Consider the following 16,641-nt stretch of genomic DNA (forward strand, 5'->3'; position numbering starts at 1 on the left):
TCGCTCGGGCTCATTGGGGGTAGGTCGCGGTGTCGGGGACAGCCGGGGTGACGTCGAGGACGGAGAGCTCCTGCGCCTCGCCGCCCAGGCCGGTGATCATGGTGACGTAGTTGTAGCGCATGAGTCCGAGCCAGGAGTGCTCCGGCTCCCCCGGCTCGCCGGGCAGGTCGTCGTCGCGCAGGGTGTCCTCGTAGCGCGCACCGGTCGCGTCGCCGATCTCCTCGAGCGCGTCGGAGGGGAACACCTCCGAGCCGAAGATGGTGGGCACCTGCTCGGCCTCGATCTGATCGATGATCCCCGCCACCTCCCGCGGGGTCGGGTCGTCGAAGCTGTCGGGCTGGATCGCGCCGATCACGGTCCAGTCGTAGGTCCGGGCGAAGTAGGCGTAGGCGTCGTGGTAGGTCAGCAGCTTGCGGTCCTCGACCGGCACCGACTCCTGGTCGGCGCGCAGCGCGTCGGAGAGCGCGGTGGCCTGCGCGGTGAAGGCCTCGAGGTTCTCGTCGTACGTCGCCTCCCCGTCGGGGTCGACCTCCACGAGGGTGTCGCGGACCAGCTCGGCGTAGCGGATCGCCCAGGTGGGGTCGGTCCACAGGTGCGGGTTGGGCTTGCCCTCCTCCTCGGGGAAGGAGAAGTCGTAGACGTACTCCGACTCCGGCAGCACCTCCGTGCCGAGCTCGACCAGGCGGGCGCCCTCGCTCATCGTCTCCTCGGCCAGCTCCATCGTCGGGTCCTCGAGCTGCAGGCCGTTGACCAGCACCAGGTCGGCCTCCTCGAGCTGCGCGGCCGCGCTCGGGGGCGGCTCGAAGGTGTGGGAGTTGGTGCCCTCCGGGACCAGCCCCTCGACCTCTGCCCGGTCGCCCGCGACCGCCGCGGTGATGGACGTGATCGGCGCGACCGTCGTGACGATCCGCAGCTCGCCGTCGCCGGCGACGTCGCTTCCCTCCGAGCATGCCGCCACGGCGGGGGCGAGGGCGAGCAGGGCGAGACCGGCGAAGCGGGGGCGCGTCATGGGCAGGACAGTAGTCGAGACCAGGTTGCTGTTGCGAAGGGGTTGCAGGAAGGCGGAGGACGACTGCGGCAGGATGACCGCGTGCGAGCCGTGGTGATCGACGCCGTCCGAGCCCAGCCCGAGGTCCGGGAGGTGCCCGACCCGGTCGCGCCCGACGGCGGGGTGGTCGTGCGGGTGGGGGCCACCGGCCTGTGCCGCAGCGACTGGCACGCGTGGGCCGGTCACGACGACATCGCGTGGCCGCACGTGCCGGGCCACGAGCTGGCCGGCGAGGTCGTGGCGGTCGGCGCCGGCGTACGACGTTGGGCGTCGGGTGACCGCGTGACGGTCCCGTTCGTGTGCGGCTGCGGGCGGTGCGCGTGGTGCGCGGCCGGGGACGCGCAGGTCTGCCCCGACCAGCAGCAGCCGGGCTTCACGCACTGGGGCTCCTTCGCCGAGCTGGTGCCGCTGCACGCCGCGGACACCAACCTCGTGGCGCTCCCTGACCCGGTCGACGACACCACCGCCGCCTCGCTGGGGTGCCGCTTCGCGACGGCGTACCGCGCCCTCGTGGCCCGGGCGCGGGTACGCGAGGACGAGTGGGTGGTCGTGGTCGGCGCGGGTGGGGTCGGGCTGAGCGCGGTCATGGTGGCCCGTGCCCTCGGGGCGCGGGTGGTCGCCGTCGACCGACACCGGGGCGCGCTGGACGTCGCCTCCTCGCTCGGCGCCGAGCACGTGCTGCTCGCCGACGGTGGCGAGGACCTCCCCGAGGCACTGGTCGAGAGACTGGCGGACCTCACCGCCGGCGGCGCCCACGTCGCTGTCGACGCGGTCGGCAGCGAGCAGACCGCCGCGACCGCGATCCACTCGCTGCGCCGCCGCGGCCGGCACGTGCAGGTCGGCCTGCTGCCCGCCATCGACGGACACCCGCGGGTGCCGATGGACCGGGTCATCGCCTGGGAGCTGGACCTGCTGGGCAGCCACGGCATGGCCGCGGTCGACTACCCCGGGATGCTCGACCTCGTCGTGGCGGGCACCCTCGCGCCGCAGCGACTGGTCGAGCGCACCATCGGGCTGGCCGAGGCCGCCGAGCTGCTCCCGGTCTTCGACACCGTCCCCGTCGCCGGCATCACCGTCATCGACCCGACCCGCTGAGTCCCGCGCGGCTCGTGCCCGAGCGACCAGGGTGTGCCCGGACGGGTGGCCGTGGAACGTCCCGACCTGGGTACTTCCCGGCTCGTGAGCAGCCAGCCCGACCTCGTCCACCTCTCCGCCACCCGCCTCGGCGTGCCCGAGCCGCACGAGGCCCAGCTGGCCGCGGTGCGCTCGCTGCTGGCCGGCCGCGACGTGCTGCTGGTGGCCCCGACCGGCTCCGGCAAGTCGCTGGTCTACCAGCTGGCGGCGCTGGCCTGCGACGCGCTCTGCGTGGTCGTCACGCCCCTGCTGAGCCTGGCCGCCGACCAGGTCCGCAGCCTCGAGGAGCACGCCGGCGAGGGGGTGGCCGCCCGGTGGACCAGCGGCGAGGGAGCCGCCGACCGGGCCAGGGTCGAGGAAGCCGTGCGCGCCGGCACGCTGCGGGTCCTGCTCACCTCCCCCGAGCAGCTCGAGGGCGGCCCCCTGCGCGACCTGCTCGACGAGCACCCGCCGGCGCTGCTGGCCGTCGACGAGGCGCACTGCGTGTCGACGTGGGGCAGCGACTTCCGCCCGGCGTACGCCGGCCTCGGCGCGGTCCGAGAGGCCTGGGGCCGACCGCCGACCGTGGCCGTCACCGCGACCGCATCGTCCTCGGTGCGCAAGGACGTGCGCCGGGTGCTCGACCTGGCCGACTGCGACGAGCAGGTGCTGGGCTTCGAGCGACCCTCGCTGTCCCTGGGCGTCGTGCGCCTGCACGACGAGGCCGACCGCGCCGGACTCGTCGGCGAGCGGGTCGCCGCGCTGCGCGAGGACGGGATGGGCCTCGTCTACGCGCGCACCCGACGCTCGGTCGAGGCGCTCGCGGCGTCGCTGACCGAGCTGGGGCTGCGCGCCCCGGCGTACCACGCAGGTCTCCCCCGCCGCGTGCGCGACGACGTGCACGAGCGGTTCCACCGGGGCGAGGTCGACGTGGTCGTGGCCACGTCGGCCTTCGGCATGGGCGTGCACCAGCCGGACGTCCGCTGGGTGCTGCACGCGCAGGCGCCGGAGTCGCTGGACGTCTACTACCAGGAGTCGGGCCGCGCCGGCCGCGACGGCGGACCCGCGAAGGCCGAGCTGCTCTTCCGCGAGGAGGACCTGGCCCTGGGCCACTTCTTCGCCGGCGGCCGACCGCGCTCGTCCTCGGTGCGCCGGGTCGCCGAGGCCTGGCGGGCCGATCCCGCGGCCGACGCCGCGGCTCTCGCCCGGGCCACGGGGCTCGGCCGTCGCACCACCGGGCGGGTCCTCGCGCTGCTCCAGGCCGGTGGCGCGGACCCCGCCTGGGACGTCGAGCGGCTCGCCGACGTCGTACGCCGTCGCGCGGACGCCGAGCGGACCCTGCGCCGCACGCAGGTCGAGCGGGTGCGGGAGTACGCCGACTCGACGCACTGCTACGACCTGGTCCTGCGCCACCACTTCGGCGACCGGGCCGAGGACCCGTGCGGCCGGTGCGGGACCTGCGCCAGCGAGAGCGGGCCGACACCGCTGCGCGTCCTCGCCGACCTCGACGGGATCGCGGCGGAGAGCGAGGTGCGGCACCGGCGGTTCGGTCGCGGGACCGTCACCGACCTGACCCGGGACACCGTGACGGTGCTCTTCGACCGCGTCGGCTATCGGACGCTGTCGACGGCGCTGGTCCGGGAGCGCTCGCTGCTCCGCCCCGCCTGAGGCCCAGCGAGGCCCACCGCCCGACATGCCCCAGGGGGTGTGCCTAACGGGCCGCCGTCAAGGTGGTCTAGATCTGACAGGGCTGCCGGTCCACATCATGAGTCCGTCGCCCCGAGGTGAGCCAGGTCACGGTCAAGTCCCGGCTAGTGGTGTAGCGCTGCGTTCCTTCGCTGGGGGTTCAGGCAGTGAGTGCTGGCAGTTGGTCGGCTCCGATCTCGGTGTCGGTGGTGGGGATGGGGTTGACGCGGCAGCGTGCGAGGACTTCGAGTCCGAGGTAGCGGCGGCCTTCGGCCCATTCGTCGGTCTGCTCGGCCAAGACCGCGCCGACGAGGCGCACGATGGCTTCGCGGGTGGGGAAGATCCCGACGGCGTCGGTGCGGCGGCGGATCTCGCGGTTGAGGCGCTCGGCGGGGTTGTTGGACCAGATCTGGGTCCACACGTCTTTGGGGAATTCGGTGAAGGCCAGGATGTCCGCACGCGCGTGGTCGAGGTGGTCGTGGACCTGCGGCAGCTTCTCCGCGACGTAGTCCAGGAGCCGGTCGAACTGGGCGTGCACCGCCGGCCGGTCGGGCTGGTCGTAGACGCTGTGCAGCATCGCCTTCACTGCCGGCCACATGCTCTTCGGAGTCACGCTCATGAGGTTCGCTGCGTAGTGGGTGCGGCAGCGCTGCCACGCGGCACCAGGCAGGTTGGCTGCGACCGCCTCGACCAGGCCGGGGTGGGCGTCGCTGGTCACGAGCCGTACCCCGGACAGGCCGCGGGCGACCAGGTCGGCGAAGAACTCGTTCCACGCCGCACCGGTCTCAGCGGTGGCCACGCGCATCCCCAGGACCTCGCGGTGGCCATCGCCGTTCACGCCGGTGGCCAGCAACACCGCGGCGTTGATGACCCGGCCGCCCTCGCGGACCTTCATCGTCAACGCATCGGCGGCGACGAAGGTGAACGGGCCAGCGGCATCGAGGGGACGGTGGCGGAACTGCTCGACGTGCTCGTCGAGCTCGGCGGCCATCCGCGAGACCTGCGACTTCGACAGCGCGTCGATGCCGAGGGTCTTGACCAGCTTGTCCATCCGCCGCGTGCTAACGCCGGCGAGGTAGCAGTCCGCGACGACAGTGATCAGCGCGGTCTCGGCACGCTTGCGGCGCTCGAGCAACCATTCGGGGAAGTAGGTGCCCTTGCGGAGCTTGGGGATCGCCACATCGATGGTGCCGACGCGGGTGTCGAGGTCGCGGTGGCGGTAGCCGTTGCGCTGCGCGGTCCGGCCCGGGGTGGGTCGGCCGTACTCGGCGCCGACCACGGCGTCGGCGTCAACCGAGAGCAGCGCGTTGATCATCGTCTGCAACAGCTGGCGCATCAGATCCGGAGACGCCTCGGCGAGGGCTTCACCGAGCAGGCGTGCAGGGTCGACAATGTGAGGAGCGGTCATCGTGATGACTCCGTTCGAGAGTGCTGTGAGAGGTTCACTCGAAGGATCACGCGGTGGCCGCTGCTTCGTCATCCGTACACGACGGTGACGATCTCGGCGACCGCGCTACACCACTATCGGGGACTCAACTCAGGTCACGTCGACCTCGCTTTACGCTGCGCGCACGGCACCCCACATGGGAGGGGGCCATTCAGGAGGAAAACTCAATGCGTCATGCGTTCAAGAAGCTGGCCGTCCTGCTCTCGGCGGTCGCTCTCACCCTCGGCTTCGCCGTCGCCCTCACGGGCACGGCCTCGGCGGCCACCGGTGCCGCCCCCGTCTCCACCCAGCGCGCGGCGTGCGACGCCGAGCGCACCCAGGTCCGGCAGGCCGAGCGCCAGCTGGAGAAGCGCGAGCGCCAGCTCGACAAGCAGCAGCAGGCCGGCAACAGCGCCAAGGAGGCGCGCGCCGAGAAGAAGCGCAACAAGGCCGAGCGCAAGCTGGACAAGGCCGAGCGGCGCCTGGCCGAGTGCCAGGCCGAGGAGCCCGGCGAGGAGCCCGAGCCCCCCGCCGCCAGCCCGATCCAGGCCCTCTGCGACGCGGGTGCCCCGCAGCAGATCTGTGACGCCTTCGGCTCCATCCCCGTCCCGCCCGGTGGCGGTGGCGACGGTACGAGCCCGATCCAGCCCCTGTGCGACGCCGGTCTGCCCCAGGCCATCTGCGACGCGGCCGGCACCCCCGCTCCCGGCGGTGGCGACGGCACGAGCCCCATCCAGCCCCTGTGCGACGCCGGTCTGCCCCAGGCCATCTGCGACGCGGCCGCCGGCGGCCCCTCGATCCCGGGTCTCCCCGAGATCCCGGGCGCGCCCGGCGGCGGTGACGGCGGCTCCAGCCCGATCCAGCCCCTGTGCGACGCCGGCCTCCCGCAGGCCATCTGCGACGCCATCGGCGGCGGCCTGCCGAGCATCCCGGGCATCCCCGGCCTGCCCGAGCTCCCCTTCCCCGGGATCGCTGCCTGACACCTGCACCGCCATCACCAAGGCCCGGGCCCACCAGGGCCTGACCTGACCGCCACGGCCGGTCCCCGCCTCGCGGGGGCCGGCCGTCGGCGTACCACCTGCGCGACCCCGACCGGTGCTTGACAAATGATCAGCATTTGTCAAACTTGGCGGGATCCCCGACGACCGGAGCCCTCCCCATGTCCGACGCCGCCACCTCCTCCCCCACGCGCCCCCTCGCGACCAGTGCCGACCCGCAGCCGGTCTCTGGCCTGCCGGACCCCGGGGAGCGGGTGCCGCCGGTCGCTTGGCCGACCCTGGCGCTGTACGTCGCCACGCTGGCGCTCTTCGCCCTCGAGCTCTACGGCGTGCTGGTCGCCGGGTGGTCGCCGTGGGTGACCATCCCGATGGGCACGGCGGTGACGTTCCTGATGTTCAGCGTGCTGCACGAGGCGACCCACCACGCCGTCAGCACCAACGACCGGCTCAACGACCTGATGGGTCACCTGTCGGTGCCGTTCGTGGCGCCGTACGGCACGTTCGGCATGATCGGGTTCATCCACATCGAGCACCACCGCAACACCAACGAGCAGAAGTCGGTCGACCCGGACGCGTGGACCAGCGAGGGGCCGTGGTGGCAGCTGCCGTTCCGGTGGATGACGATCGACCTCTGGTACTTCGTCTTCTACCTGCGCCGCATCCCCCAGCGCCCCCGCGGCGAGGTGGTGGCGACCTCGATCATGTTCCTCGGTGTGGTGGGCGGGTTCACGGCACTGTTCCTCACCGGCCACGGCACGGCGCTGGCGGTCGCCTTCCTGATCCCGCAGCGGCTCGGGCTGGGGGTGCTGGCCTGGTGGTTCGACTACCTGCCGCACCACGGGCTGCCGTTCACCAGCCGCCAGGACAAGTACCGCGCGACGCGCGTGCGGGTCGGCGGCGAGGGGTGGATGACGCCGCTGTTCGTCTACCAGAACTACCACCTGGTCCACCACCTGCACCCCAGCATCCCCTTCTACCGCTACGTGCGGGCCTGGCGGCGCAACGAGCAGGCCTACCTCGACCGCAACGCCGCGATCTCGACGGTCTTCGGCCGCTCGCTGACCCCGTCGGAGTACCGCACCTGGCGACGCCTCACCGATGCGTACGACGCCGTGCCGGACGGCTCCGCTGCCACCGCCGCGGGCGGCTCGACCCGGCCGCACTTCCACCCGCTGCGCGTGCGCTCGGTCGAGCGGCTGACCGCCGACAGCACGGCCGTGACGTTCACCGTCCCCGAGGACCTGCGAGCGGCGTATCGGCACCGTGCGGGCCAGCACGTCACCCTGCGCGCGATGGTCGACGGCCAGGACCTGCGCCGGTCCTACTCCCTGCTCCCCTCCCCCGAGGGCACGCTGCGCGTCGCCGTGCGGCGGATCGAGGGCGGCGTCTTCTCCGGCTACGTCCACGAGCGGCTGGACGCCGGCGACATCCTCGACGTGATGACCCCGGCCGGTCGCTTCGGCCACGACACCGACCCCACGGCAGTCGGCTCGTACGTCGGCGTCGCCGCCGGCTCCGGCATCACCCCGGTCCTCGCGATCCTCGCCGCCACCCTCGAGGCCGAGCCGGGCAGCACCGCGACGCTGGTCTACGGCAACCGCACCACCGCCTCCACCATGCTGCGCGAGGAGGTCGACGCCCTCGCTGCGACGTACGCCGGCCGGCTGGTCGTCCACCACGTGCTCTCCCGCGAGGACGGCGGGTCCCACCGCGGCCGCATCGACGCCGCCCTCCTGGCCACCCTCGCGCCGGAGCGGGTGGACGCCTGGTTCCTCTGCGGCCCGACGGCACTGGTCGAGCAGCTCGGGGCCGAGCTCGACCCGCGTGGCGGCCGCGTCGCCTCCGAGGTCTTCCACACCGAGGAGACCCACGCCGACCTCGAGCTCGACGTCGAGAGCCAGGTGACCGTGACGCTGGCCGGCGAGGAGACCTCCTTCGCCCTGCGCTCCTCCGGCGACACCGTGCTCGACGCCGCCCTCTCGCGCGGCCTGGACGCGCCGTACTCCTGCGCCGGCGGCGCCTGCGGCACCTGCCGCGCCAAGGTGCTGCTCGGCCGCGCCGTCATGGACCAGGACCACGCCCTCGACGACGCCGAGCGCGCCGCGGGCTACGTGCTCACCTGCCAGGCGCACCCGGTCACCGAGGAGCTGCGGGTCAGCTACGACGACTGACTCGGCGTCCGAGCACCGGCGCGCAGCAGGACCGCGTCGGCGGCGTAGAGGGACTCGAGTCCTCAGGACCACGTTGTGTGGTGTTCTGGTTCAAGCCGGTGGCTGTTGGGCTTTGCCTGATGGGTGTTGGGACGTGGCGGGCACGCCTCGCTGTTCACCCTTGCCGCCTGCGGCAACGACGACGACACTGACACCGCGGCCAGCCATAACGAGGCCGACGTCACCTTCGCCCAGGAGATGATCCCCCACCACCAGCAGGCCATCGAGATGGCCGACCTCGCCGAATCACGCGCTGAAAGCCAGGAGGTCAAAGACCTCGCCGCCGACATCGAAGCAGCGCAAGGTCCAGAGATCGAGACCATGACCGGCTGGCTGGAGTCTTGGGGCGAGGACGTCCCGGACGACGGAATGTCCGGCATGGATCACGGCGACATGTCGTCCGACGACATGGGCGGAATGATGACGGAAGACGAGATGGCCGACCTCGAGACGGCCGCCGGAGCGGAGTTCGACCAGATGTTCCTCGCCATGATGATCGAGCACCACGAGGGCGCGATCGAGATGGCCAAGACCGAGCAGTCCGAGGGCGAGTTCCCCGAGGCCGTCGACATGGCCAAGGAGATCCAGACGACGCAGGCGGAAGAGATCCAGACGATGCAGGACCTGCTGAAGCCCTGATCTCGATCCCGGTGCCGGGCAGGACGGAGCTACTCCGCTGCCCGGCACCACCAGACACCTCGGAGCCACCGCCTTGAAGCGATCCAACCTTCCCCTAGCTGCCGTCCTCGTCGGCGCCGCTCTCCTCACCGGAGCCTGCTCCCAAGACACCTCGACGACTGCACCGCCCAGTGAGGACCCCGGCCTCGGCCACATCCATGGTCTCGGCGTCGACCCGGCCGACGACAGCCTCTACGTCGCCACCCACTTTGGGCTCTTCCGCGTCAAGAGCGATGGAGAGCCCAGCCGGGTTGCCGACCGCTACCAGGACACGATGGCGTTCACGGTCGTGGGTCCTGGCCACTTCCTCGGGAGCGGGCACCCGGACCTGCGCGAGGACCTGCCCGCACACCTGGGACTGATCGAGTCGACCGATGCCGGAGAGAGCTGGACGCCGCTGGCTCTCCAAGGCGAGGCGGACTTTCACATCCTCGAACCCGCCGGCGACGCCCTCTACGCATACGACGCGACCTCCGGCCGCCTGCTGCGAACCGTGGACCGGAAGAACTTCGACGAGGTGTTCCAAGGTCCGCTGATCAGCGTCGCGACGGTCAATGGGAGCGTCGCGCTGATCGCGACCGACGGCAACGGCCAACTCCACAGCATCGACGCCATCTCCGGGGAGACCCGAGAACTCGGCGGTCCGAGCACGATGTACCTCGACACCACTCCGGACGGGAACCTGGCCGGTATCGACCCCGACGGCGTCGTCCGGGTCAGCACCGACACCGGCCGAACCTGGCGCGAGGTCGGCTCAATCGAGGGCCAACCGGCCGCATTCACCATCAGCGCCCAGGGCTGGTTCGCCGCGACCGAAACGGCCGTCTACCGGTCCACCGATGACGGCGACACATGGACCCGCGTCCTGTGATCGTCCAGGGACGATGAGTAACCGCAGAGCCACGCATCGACGCGCGGGTTCCCATCGCGCGCCGCGGCGTGCCACGAGAGGGCTCACCGGCCTGGCGGTGCTGGCAACGACCGCCGCCGTGGCTGTGCCCGCCGCGTTCCTCATCCCCGGCGCAACGAACACCGGGGAGGCGGGCCGCCGCACTATAGTTGCGTCCCCGCCACCGTCCGCGCCGCACCCTGACCCGACTCTCAAGGGCGAGCGACCAGACGGTGAGGTCGCGGTCGGTCGAGATCGTGACCCAGATCCGAGTGGGCCCCCCACCCCCGCCACTCAAATTCCGGAACGCGGCCCCGGCACCTTCGAAGTCGCCGCCGCATCACTGCTCGGGCCGCAGGACGGGGTGACCTACCGGGTCGAGGTCGAGCAGGGCCTGCCCTTCAGCACCGTGGATGTGGCGCGGCTGGTCGAAGCCACCCTGTCTGATCAGCGCGGCTGGGCGACGCGACACACGCTCGTCCGCGTCGAAGGCCATGCCGACCTCCGCATCGTCCTGGCCACCCCGGAGACGGCCGATCAACTCTGTGCACCACTCGACACCGACGGACGGCTGTCCTGCCGCAACGGTGACGACGTCGTCCTCAACGCCTGGCGGTGGCAGTTCGGTGCAGACGGCTACGCCGGTGACCTTGTGGCATACCGACGCTACGTCATCAACTACGAGACGGGCCACGCCTTGGGCAATCCCCACGTCGGCTGTCCCGGACCTGGCGAGATCGCGCCAGTGATGCTGCAACAGACCAAGGGCCTGGAGGGCTGCAAACCAAACCCGTGGCCCGCCCGCGTGGACCTCGTCGGGCACTGATCCACCTTCTGGTCGGACCGGAGACGTGCGGGGGTCCATAGAGGAGCCTGGCCCTCACGGCCCCGAGCAGATGCTGAATCCCAACCCAAGGACCTTGGCGATGACACCCCTACTCATGCCCCGCGTGCTCCACAGCTCCCATCGAAGCCGTTGAATCCGACGAGGCGACCGGCTGAACCGGCAGCCGAAGGCGCTTCAGCAACAGCGCGTTGACCGCCACCAAGAAGCTGGACCCCGACATCGACAAAGCCGCGACCTCCGGCCTCAGCACCAAGCCGAAGGCGGGCTCGAACACGCCTGCCGCGATGGGGAGCGCGATCGCGTTGTAGCCCACCGCCCAGCCGAGGTTCTGGCGCATCTTGCGCAGCGTGCCCCGGCCGATCGTCAGCGCCACCGGCACGTCCAGCGGGTCGGACCGCATGAGGACGACGTCCGCGGCTTCGATCGCGACGTCAGTGCCCGCGCCGACTGCGATCCCGACGTCTGCCTGCACGAGCGAGGGCGAGTCGTTGACGCCGTCGCCCACCATTGCCACGGTGCGGCCATGCGCCTGCAGCAGCTGAACCTGGTGCGCCTTGTCCTCGGGCAGCACCTCGGCGATGACGTCGTCGATTCCCAGTTCCTCGGCGATCCGCTCGGCAGTGGCGCGGTTGTCGCCGGTCAGCATGGCCACCCTGATGCCCGCCTGATGGAGCGCCGCGATCGCGGCAGCCGAGGTTTCGCGGACCGCGTCGGCAATGCCGAGCACGGCGACGGCTCGACCGTCGACGGCGACGAAAACCGCCGTGCGGCCTCCGGAGGCGATCTCGTCGCGCCGCGCGCCGAGGTCGCCGATGGTGATGCCTTCGGACTCCATCAGGCGTCGGTTGCCGATGGCGACCTGGTGGCCGTCGACCTCGGCGAGGGCGCCTATGCCGGTGACGTTGCGGAAGCCGGTGGCACGCAGGCGCGGGACATCGGTGGCGTCGACGTACCGCACGACGGCGTCTGCGAGCGGGTGTTCGGACTCGCGTTCGAGTGCGCCGGCGAGGGCCAGCACCCGGTCGTGATCGAAGTCGCCGACCACTACGTCGGTGACCTCGGGTTCGCCCTTGGTGAGAGTGCCGGTCTTGTCGAACACGACGGTGTCGATGCGCGCGGAGGACTCGATCGCGGTGGCGTTCTTGAACAGGATCCCGCGCTTCGCCCCGAGACCGGAGCCGACCATGATCGCTGTCGGCGTGGCCAGGCCGAGGGCGTCGGGGCAGGTGATGACGACGACGGTGATGGCGAACAGTAGCGCGGTCTGTACGCTCGCGCCGGCCGCGAGCCAGACCAGGAAGGTGCCGACTCCTCCGACCAGGGCGACCAGGACCAGCCAGAACGCGGCCTTGTCGGCGAGCCGTTGTCCGGGGGCCTTGGAGTTCTGGGCCTGCTGCACGAGGGCGACGATCTGGGCCAGTGCGGTGTCGGCACCCACCTTGGTCGCGCGTACCCGGAGAGTGCCGCTGGCGTTGACAGTGGCGCCGATGACCTGGTCGCCGGGTGCCTTGTGCACCGGGAGGCTCTCGCCGGTGACCATGGACTCGTCGACCTCCGACTCGCCCTCTTCGACGGTGCCGTCGGTGGCGATCTTCGCCCCGGGCCGTATGAGGAGCAGGTCGTCGACCTGGACCTCAGAGGTGGGGACCTCGACGGGTTCGCCCTCGCGGAGCACGGTCGCCATCGGAGGGGCCAGGTCCAGCAAGGTGCGGATGGCGTCGTTGGCGCCGCCTCGTGCTCGCATCTCGAACCAGTGGCCGAGCAGCACGAATGCGGTGAGCATGACCGCGGCCTCGTAGAAGACCTCGCCGCCACCGGTAAGGGTGATTCCGAGGGAGTAGAGCCAGCCGGCGCCGACTGCTACGGCCACCAGCACCATCATGTCCAGGGTCCTGGCTCGGAGTGCTCGCCAGGCACCGTCGAAGAAGATCCAGGCGGAGTAGAAGATGACCGGCAGCGACAGGATCAGGGCGAAAATGTCATCGCGCATCCCGAACGGGGCGGCCGCGTCGAAGCCGAGCATGTCGCGCCCCATCGGCGAGTACAACGAGACGGGTACGGCGAGCAGCACGGCGACCAGGAACCGGTTGCGCATGTCGCGGACCATGTCGGCCATCGACATCGAGCCGTGTCCGCCGTGGCCCATCGCGTCGTGCGGTGACGAGACGGGCGATGCCGGGCCGGCGGGGCCGGCGTGTTTGTCGTGGCTGGCATGCGGGTCGTGCTCGCCATGCGCGGCCTGCTGAGCGTGGTCAGCGTGGTGATCATGACCTGGTTCGAGCATCGGGTCGCACACGTGACTGGGGACAGACTGCCCGGCGCAGTGGAAGCCGCACTCCCGAACCCAGTCCAGCAGCTCGCTGATGCTGGTGCGGTTCGGGTCGTAGGTGACGGTGGCGGTCTGGGCGACCGGGTTGGCGTCGACGGAGAGCACGCCAGGCTGGCGTGACAGCACCGCCTCCGCGACGTTCTTGCTGGTCGCCCACTGGACCCCGGACACCTCGAGGACCGCGGTCGATCTCCCGTCACCCCGCGCATCGCGGTCGTCGTGGCCGATGTGGTGTTCGTGCTTGGTCATCGTCCTGCCTCCACTTTGGGAAGGTTGGTCCTGGTCGAGTCGTGCTCGAGGTGTGGCGTCTCGGTCGATTGCGTGGAGACGGCCTGGAACCGGCGCAGCCGCAGGCTGTTGGACACCACGAACACCGAGGAGAACGCCATCGCGGCACCGGCGATCAGCGGGTTGAGCAAGCCGAGCGCGGCCAGAGGCAGCGCCGCGACGTTGTAGGCGAAGGCCCAGAACAGGTTGCCCTTGATCGTCCGCAGGGTGCGGCGGGACAGCCGGATCGCGTCGACGGCCGCGCGCAGGTCGCCGCGGACCAAGGTGAGGTCGGACGCCTCGATGGCCACGTCGGTGCCGGTGCCCATAGCGATGCCCAAGTCGGAGGTCGCCAGTGCGGCGGCGTCGTTGACGCCGTCCCCGACCATCGCCACCGTCCGGCCCTCACGCTGGAGACGTTCGACGACGGCGACCTTGTCGGCCGGAAGGACCTCGGCGATGACGTCGTCGATGCCCACCTCGGCGGCGACCGCGCGGGCGGCGCGTTCGTTGTCTCCGGTGAGCAGCACCGGCCTCAGTCCGAGCTCCTTGAGCTCGGCCACAGCCTGGGCACTGGTGGGCTTGATGGCGTCGGAGACGACCAGCACGCCGCGGGTTGCGCCGTCCCAGCCGGCGGCGATCACGGTCCGGCCTTCCTGCTCGGCCGCATCGACCACCTGTGCCAAGCGCGGGGCGAGGGGCTGGCTCCACTCCTGGGCGAGCCAGCCGGGCCGACCCGCCACGACCGCGTGGCCGTCGACCACCCCGGCGACGCCGAGGCCTTGGGTCGAGGTGAATCCCTCGACGTCGGGCAGCTGCGCGTCGAGGCGTTGGCTGGCGCCGGTGGCGATGGCTTGACCGATCGGGTGTTCCGAGGCGTTCTCGAGGGCACCGACCAGCCGGAGCAGGTCGGCGACGTCGACGTCGTCGGCGGGGACGGCCTGTACGAGCTCCATCCGTCCGGTCGTCACGGTGCCGGTCTTGTCCAGGACGATGGTGTCGACCACCCGGGTGGACTCGAGCACCTCGGGGCCCTTGATGAGCACGCCGAGCTGGGCGCCGCGGCCGGTGCCGACGAGCAGGGCGGTGGGGGTGGCCAGCCCGAGGGCGCACGGGCAGGCGATGATCAGGACCGCCACTGCGGCGGTGAACGCCGCGGTGACGCTGTGACCGGTCAGCAGCCAACCGGCGAGCGTGGCCAGGGAGAGGGCGATCACGATGGGAACGAAGACCGCCGAGACCCGGTCGGCGAGGCGCTGGACCTCGGCCTTCCCGTTCTGGGCTTCCTCCACCAGCCGTGCCATCTGGGCCAGCTGGGTGTCGGCTCCGACGCGGGTGGCCCGGACGACGAGGCGACCGCCGGCGTTGACGGTGGCACCGACGACGGAGTCGCCGGGCCCGACCTCGACGGGCACCGGCTCTCCGGTGAGCATGGAGGCGTCGACGGCCGACGTGCCGTCCTCGACGACACCGTCGGTGGCGACCTTCTCCCCCGGACGCACGATGAACCGGTCCCCGACCGCCAGCTGGCTCACGGGCACGCGCACCTCTGCGCCGTCACGGAGGACGGCGACGTCCTTGGCGCCCATGTCGAGCAGGGCGCGCAACGCCGCACCGGACTGGCGCTTGGCGCGGGCCTCGAAGTAGCGGCCCGCGATGATGAAGGTGGTGACCGCGGCCGCCACTTCGAGGTAGATGTGGACGTCCGCCTCGCCGTCGGGGAAGAGGTCGAACGGCATCCGCATCCCGGTCATCCCGGCGTGGGTGAACAGCAGTGCCCACAGCGACCACAGCCAGGCGGCGGTGACGCCGACCGAGATCAGGGTGTCCATGGTGGCGGCGCCGTGGCGGGCGTTGGTCACCGCGGCTCGGTGGAACGGCCAGGCACCCCAGACAACGACGGGTGAGGCCAGGGTCAGCGAGATCCACTGCCAGTTGTCGAACTGCAGCGCCGGGATCATCGACATGGCCAGCACCGGCACCGTCAGCACGGCCGACACCACCAGGCGCTGCCACCACCCCGCGGCCTCTCGGTCCCGATCGTCCGGCTCGGGGGTGGCCACGCCCTCGTCACCGCTGGGCGCCCGGGCCGGCACAGTCGCGGTGTAGCCGGTGGCCTCCACCACCGTGACGAGGTCGTCGGGGCTGAGGTTTGTCGGGTAGCTGACCTTGGCCTTCTCGGTGGCGTAGTTGACCGTGGCGGTGACGCCGTCGAGCTTGTTCAGCTTCTTCTCGATCCGCGCGGCGCAGGAGGCGCACGTCATCCCACCGATGGCGAGCTCGATGTCGTTGACGGTGTCGGACGCGGTGGTCTGCTGGGTCATGACTGTGCCTCCTGGGGGATGGATCGCGCTTCGGACGTGAGGGGCCTGGCCCGTCAGGCGAGGTGGTAGTCGCCGGCCTCGTCGAGGGCTGCGGCGACCTGCGCCCGATCGAGGGGCTGGGCGCTGGTCACGGTGACCGACGAGGTCCCGCCGGCGACGAGGTCGACGGAGACGTCGCTGACGCCGTCCAGGCTCTTGAGCTCGCTGGTGACGGCGCTGGCGCAGTGGCCGCAGGTCATCCCCGTCACGTCGTAGCTGGTCGTGGTCATTTCGTTTCCCTTCGTTGCGGCGGTGGCGGTCGATTCGATGGTGGTGCCGGTGGAACTACCGGTCTCGGTGTTGGCGCCGCAGCCGCATCCTCCGCAGCCGCAGCCACCGCCGTTCGGGGGGCTGTCGGCCAACTGGAGTTCGTGGCTGGTGTGTGGGGCGGGCATGGGTGCTCCTTGGTTGGTCGGGTCGGTCATGAGCGGACGAGTCGTCGGATCGCTGCGGAGGCCTCGTTGAGCTTCTGTTGGGCCTCGGCGGGGTCGGTGGCGTGGGTCAGGCAGTGCTCGAGGTGCTGGTCGAGGAGAACGAGCGCCACGCCTTCGAGGGCCTTCGTCGCCGCCGAGACCTGGGTGAGGATGTCGATGCAGTACTGCTCCTCGTCCACCAGGCGCTGCAGGCCGCGAATCTGGCCCTCGATGCGGCGCAGCCGGGTCAGCACTGCCTGCTTCTCGGTGAGGTATCCCGGTTCGGCTGCCATCGCGACCCTCCTCTGCCTATACCCGGACGGGGTGTCTGCCTTCGCAGTTGACTATACCCCCATGGGGTACTCCCACAAGGT

13 protein-coding genes are annotated in these 16,641 nt (G+C 71.2%); 7 read left to right on the forward strand and 6 right to left on the reverse strand.

Annotated elements, in window-relative coordinates; genetic code table 11:
* Window positions 1–10: 10 nt before the first annotated feature.
* Window positions 11–1,009, reverse strand: a complete 999-nt coding sequence (locus Q1V71_RS06395) for a metal ABC transporter substrate-binding protein (protein WP_300641889.1) — start codon at window positions 1,007–1,009, stop codon at window positions 11–13.
* Window positions 1,010–1,090: 81 nt separating this feature from the next.
* Here Q1V71_RS06395 and Q1V71_RS06400 point away from each other — a divergent pair, with 81 nt between their 5' ends.
* Together Q1V71_RS06400 and Q1V71_RS06405 are read left to right on the forward strand one after the other, a co-directional pair.
* The gene (locus Q1V71_RS06400) at window positions 1,091–2,143 is read left to right on the forward strand and encodes an alcohol dehydrogenase catalytic domain-containing protein (protein WP_300641891.1); all 1,053 of its coding nucleotides are present in this window, start codon (window positions 1,091–1,093) and stop codon (window positions 2,141–2,143) included.
* A gap of 84 nt (window positions 2,144–2,227) precedes the next feature.
* A complete protein-coding gene (locus Q1V71_RS06405; protein ID WP_300641894.1) occupies window positions 2,228–3,829 on the forward strand; it encodes an ATP-dependent DNA helicase RecQ in 1,602 nt (533 codons plus the stop codon).
* 178 nt (window positions 3,830–4,007) lie between these two features.
* On the opposite strand, the gene Q1V71_RS06410 is transcribed toward Q1V71_RS06405, so the two are convergent.
* Complete coding sequence (locus tag Q1V71_RS06410; protein WP_300641897.1) at window positions 4,008–5,255, reverse strand: IS256 family transposase; 1,248 nt, start codon at window positions 5,253–5,255, stop codon at window positions 4,008–4,010.
* A gap of 206 nt (window positions 5,256–5,461) precedes the next feature.
* On the opposite strand from Q1V71_RS06410, the gene Q1V71_RS06415 reads away from it, so the two are divergent.
* The 5 genes from Q1V71_RS06415 (at window position 5,462) to Q1V71_RS06435 (ending at window position 10,874) form a co-directional block, all read left to right on the forward strand.
* Window positions 5,462–6,253, forward strand: a complete 792-nt coding sequence (locus Q1V71_RS06415; RefSeq protein WP_300641899.1) for a hypothetical protein — start codon at window positions 5,462–5,464, stop codon at window positions 6,251–6,253.
* A 179-nt stretch (window positions 6,254–6,432) separates the two neighbouring features.
* Window positions 6,433–8,442, forward strand: coding sequence for a fatty acid desaturase (locus Q1V71_RS06420; RefSeq protein ID WP_300641901.1), 2,010 nt, complete (start codon window positions 6,433–6,435; stop codon window positions 8,440–8,442).
* Between the two features lie 123 nt (window positions 8,443–8,565).
* The gene (locus tag Q1V71_RS06425) at window positions 8,566–9,120 is read left to right on the forward strand and encodes a DUF305 domain-containing protein (RefSeq protein ID WP_300641903.1); all 555 of its coding nucleotides are present in this window, start codon (window positions 8,566–8,568) and stop codon (window positions 9,118–9,120) included.
* Between the two features lie 73 nt (window positions 9,121–9,193).
* The gene (locus Q1V71_RS06430) at window positions 9,194–10,030 is read left to right on the forward strand and encodes a F510_1955 family glycosylhydrolase (RefSeq protein WP_300641905.1); all 837 of its coding nucleotides are present in this window, start codon (window positions 9,194–9,196) and stop codon (window positions 10,028–10,030) included.
* Between the two features lie 118 nt (window positions 10,031–10,148).
* Window positions 10,149–10,874 (forward strand): DUF3152 domain-containing protein, encoded by a 726-nt coding sequence (locus tag Q1V71_RS06435; protein WP_300641907.1) that lies wholly within the window; start codon window positions 10,149–10,151, stop codon window positions 10,872–10,874.
* A 109-nt stretch (window positions 10,875–10,983) separates the two neighbouring features.
* Here Q1V71_RS06435 and Q1V71_RS06440 read toward each other — a convergent pair whose 3' ends face one another.
* The 4 genes from Q1V71_RS06440 to Q1V71_RS06455 all read right to left on the reverse strand — a co-directional run bounded on the left by Q1V71_RS06440 (window position 10,984) and on the right by Q1V71_RS06455 (window position 16,560).
* Window positions 10,984–13,473: a heavy metal translocating P-type ATPase gene (locus Q1V71_RS06440; protein ID WP_300641909.1), complete on the reverse strand. Its 2,490-nt coding sequence runs from the start codon at window positions 13,471–13,473 to the stop codon at window positions 10,984–10,986.
* On the reverse strand, window positions 13,470–15,815 hold the full coding sequence (locus Q1V71_RS06445) for a cation-translocating P-type ATPase (protein ID WP_300641911.1): 2,346 nt from the start codon (window positions 15,813–15,815) through the stop codon (window positions 13,470–13,472). Before Q1V71_RS06445 ends, Q1V71_RS06440 begins: the two co-directional genes overlap by 4 nt.
* Before the next feature lie 53 nt (window positions 15,816–15,868).
* A complete protein-coding gene (locus tag Q1V71_RS06450; protein WP_030485937.1) occupies window positions 15,869–16,084 on the reverse strand; it encodes a heavy-metal-associated domain-containing protein in 216 nt (71 codons plus the stop codon).
* Window positions 16,085–16,275: 191 nt separating this feature from the next.
* Entirely contained in the window at window positions 16,276–16,560 is a 285-nt protein-coding gene (locus Q1V71_RS06455) for a metal-sensitive transcriptional regulator (protein ID WP_179530457.1), read from the reverse strand.
* Window positions 16,561–16,641: the final 81 nt, after the last annotated feature.

Origin of the sequence: Nocardioides sp., assembly GCF_030149505.1 — a bacterium.
GTDB lineage: Bacteria > Actinomycetota > Actinomycetes > Propionibacteriales > Nocardioidaceae > Nocardioides.

What these genes read in the sequence shown, in the direction of transcription:
- Q1V71_RS06415 (WP_300641899.1), top strand. Translation starts at nt 5,462, where the DNA reads ATGCGTCATGCGTTCAAGAAGCTGGCCGTCCTGCTCTCGGCGGTCGCT.
- Q1V71_RS06395 (WP_300641889.1), bottom strand. Translation starts at nt 1,009, where the DNA reads ATGACGCGCCCCCGCTTCGCCGGTCTCGCCCTGCTCGCCCTCGCCCCC.
- Q1V71_RS06450 (WP_030485937.1), bottom strand. Translation starts at nt 16,084, where the DNA reads ATGACCACGACCAGCTACGACGTGACGGGGATGACCTGCGGCCACTGC.
- Q1V71_RS06420 (WP_300641901.1), top strand. Translation starts at nt 6,433, where the DNA reads ATGTCCGACGCCGCCACCTCCTCCCCCACGCGCCCCCTCGCGACCAGT.
- Q1V71_RS06440 (WP_300641909.1), bottom strand. Translation starts at nt 13,473, where the DNA reads ATGACCAAGCACGAACACCACATCGGCCACGACGACCGCGATGCGCGG.
- Q1V71_RS06410 (WP_300641897.1), bottom strand. Translation starts at nt 5,255, where the DNA reads ATGACCGCTCCTCACATTGTCGACCCTGCACGCCTGCTCGGTGAAGCC.
- Q1V71_RS06455 (WP_179530457.1), bottom strand. Translation starts at nt 16,560, where the DNA reads ATGGCAGCCGAACCGGGATACCTCACCGAGAAGCAGGCAGTGCTGACC.
- Q1V71_RS06445 (WP_300641911.1), bottom strand. Translation starts at nt 15,815, where the DNA reads ATGACCCAGCAGACCACCGCGTCCGACACCGTCAACGACATCGAGCTC.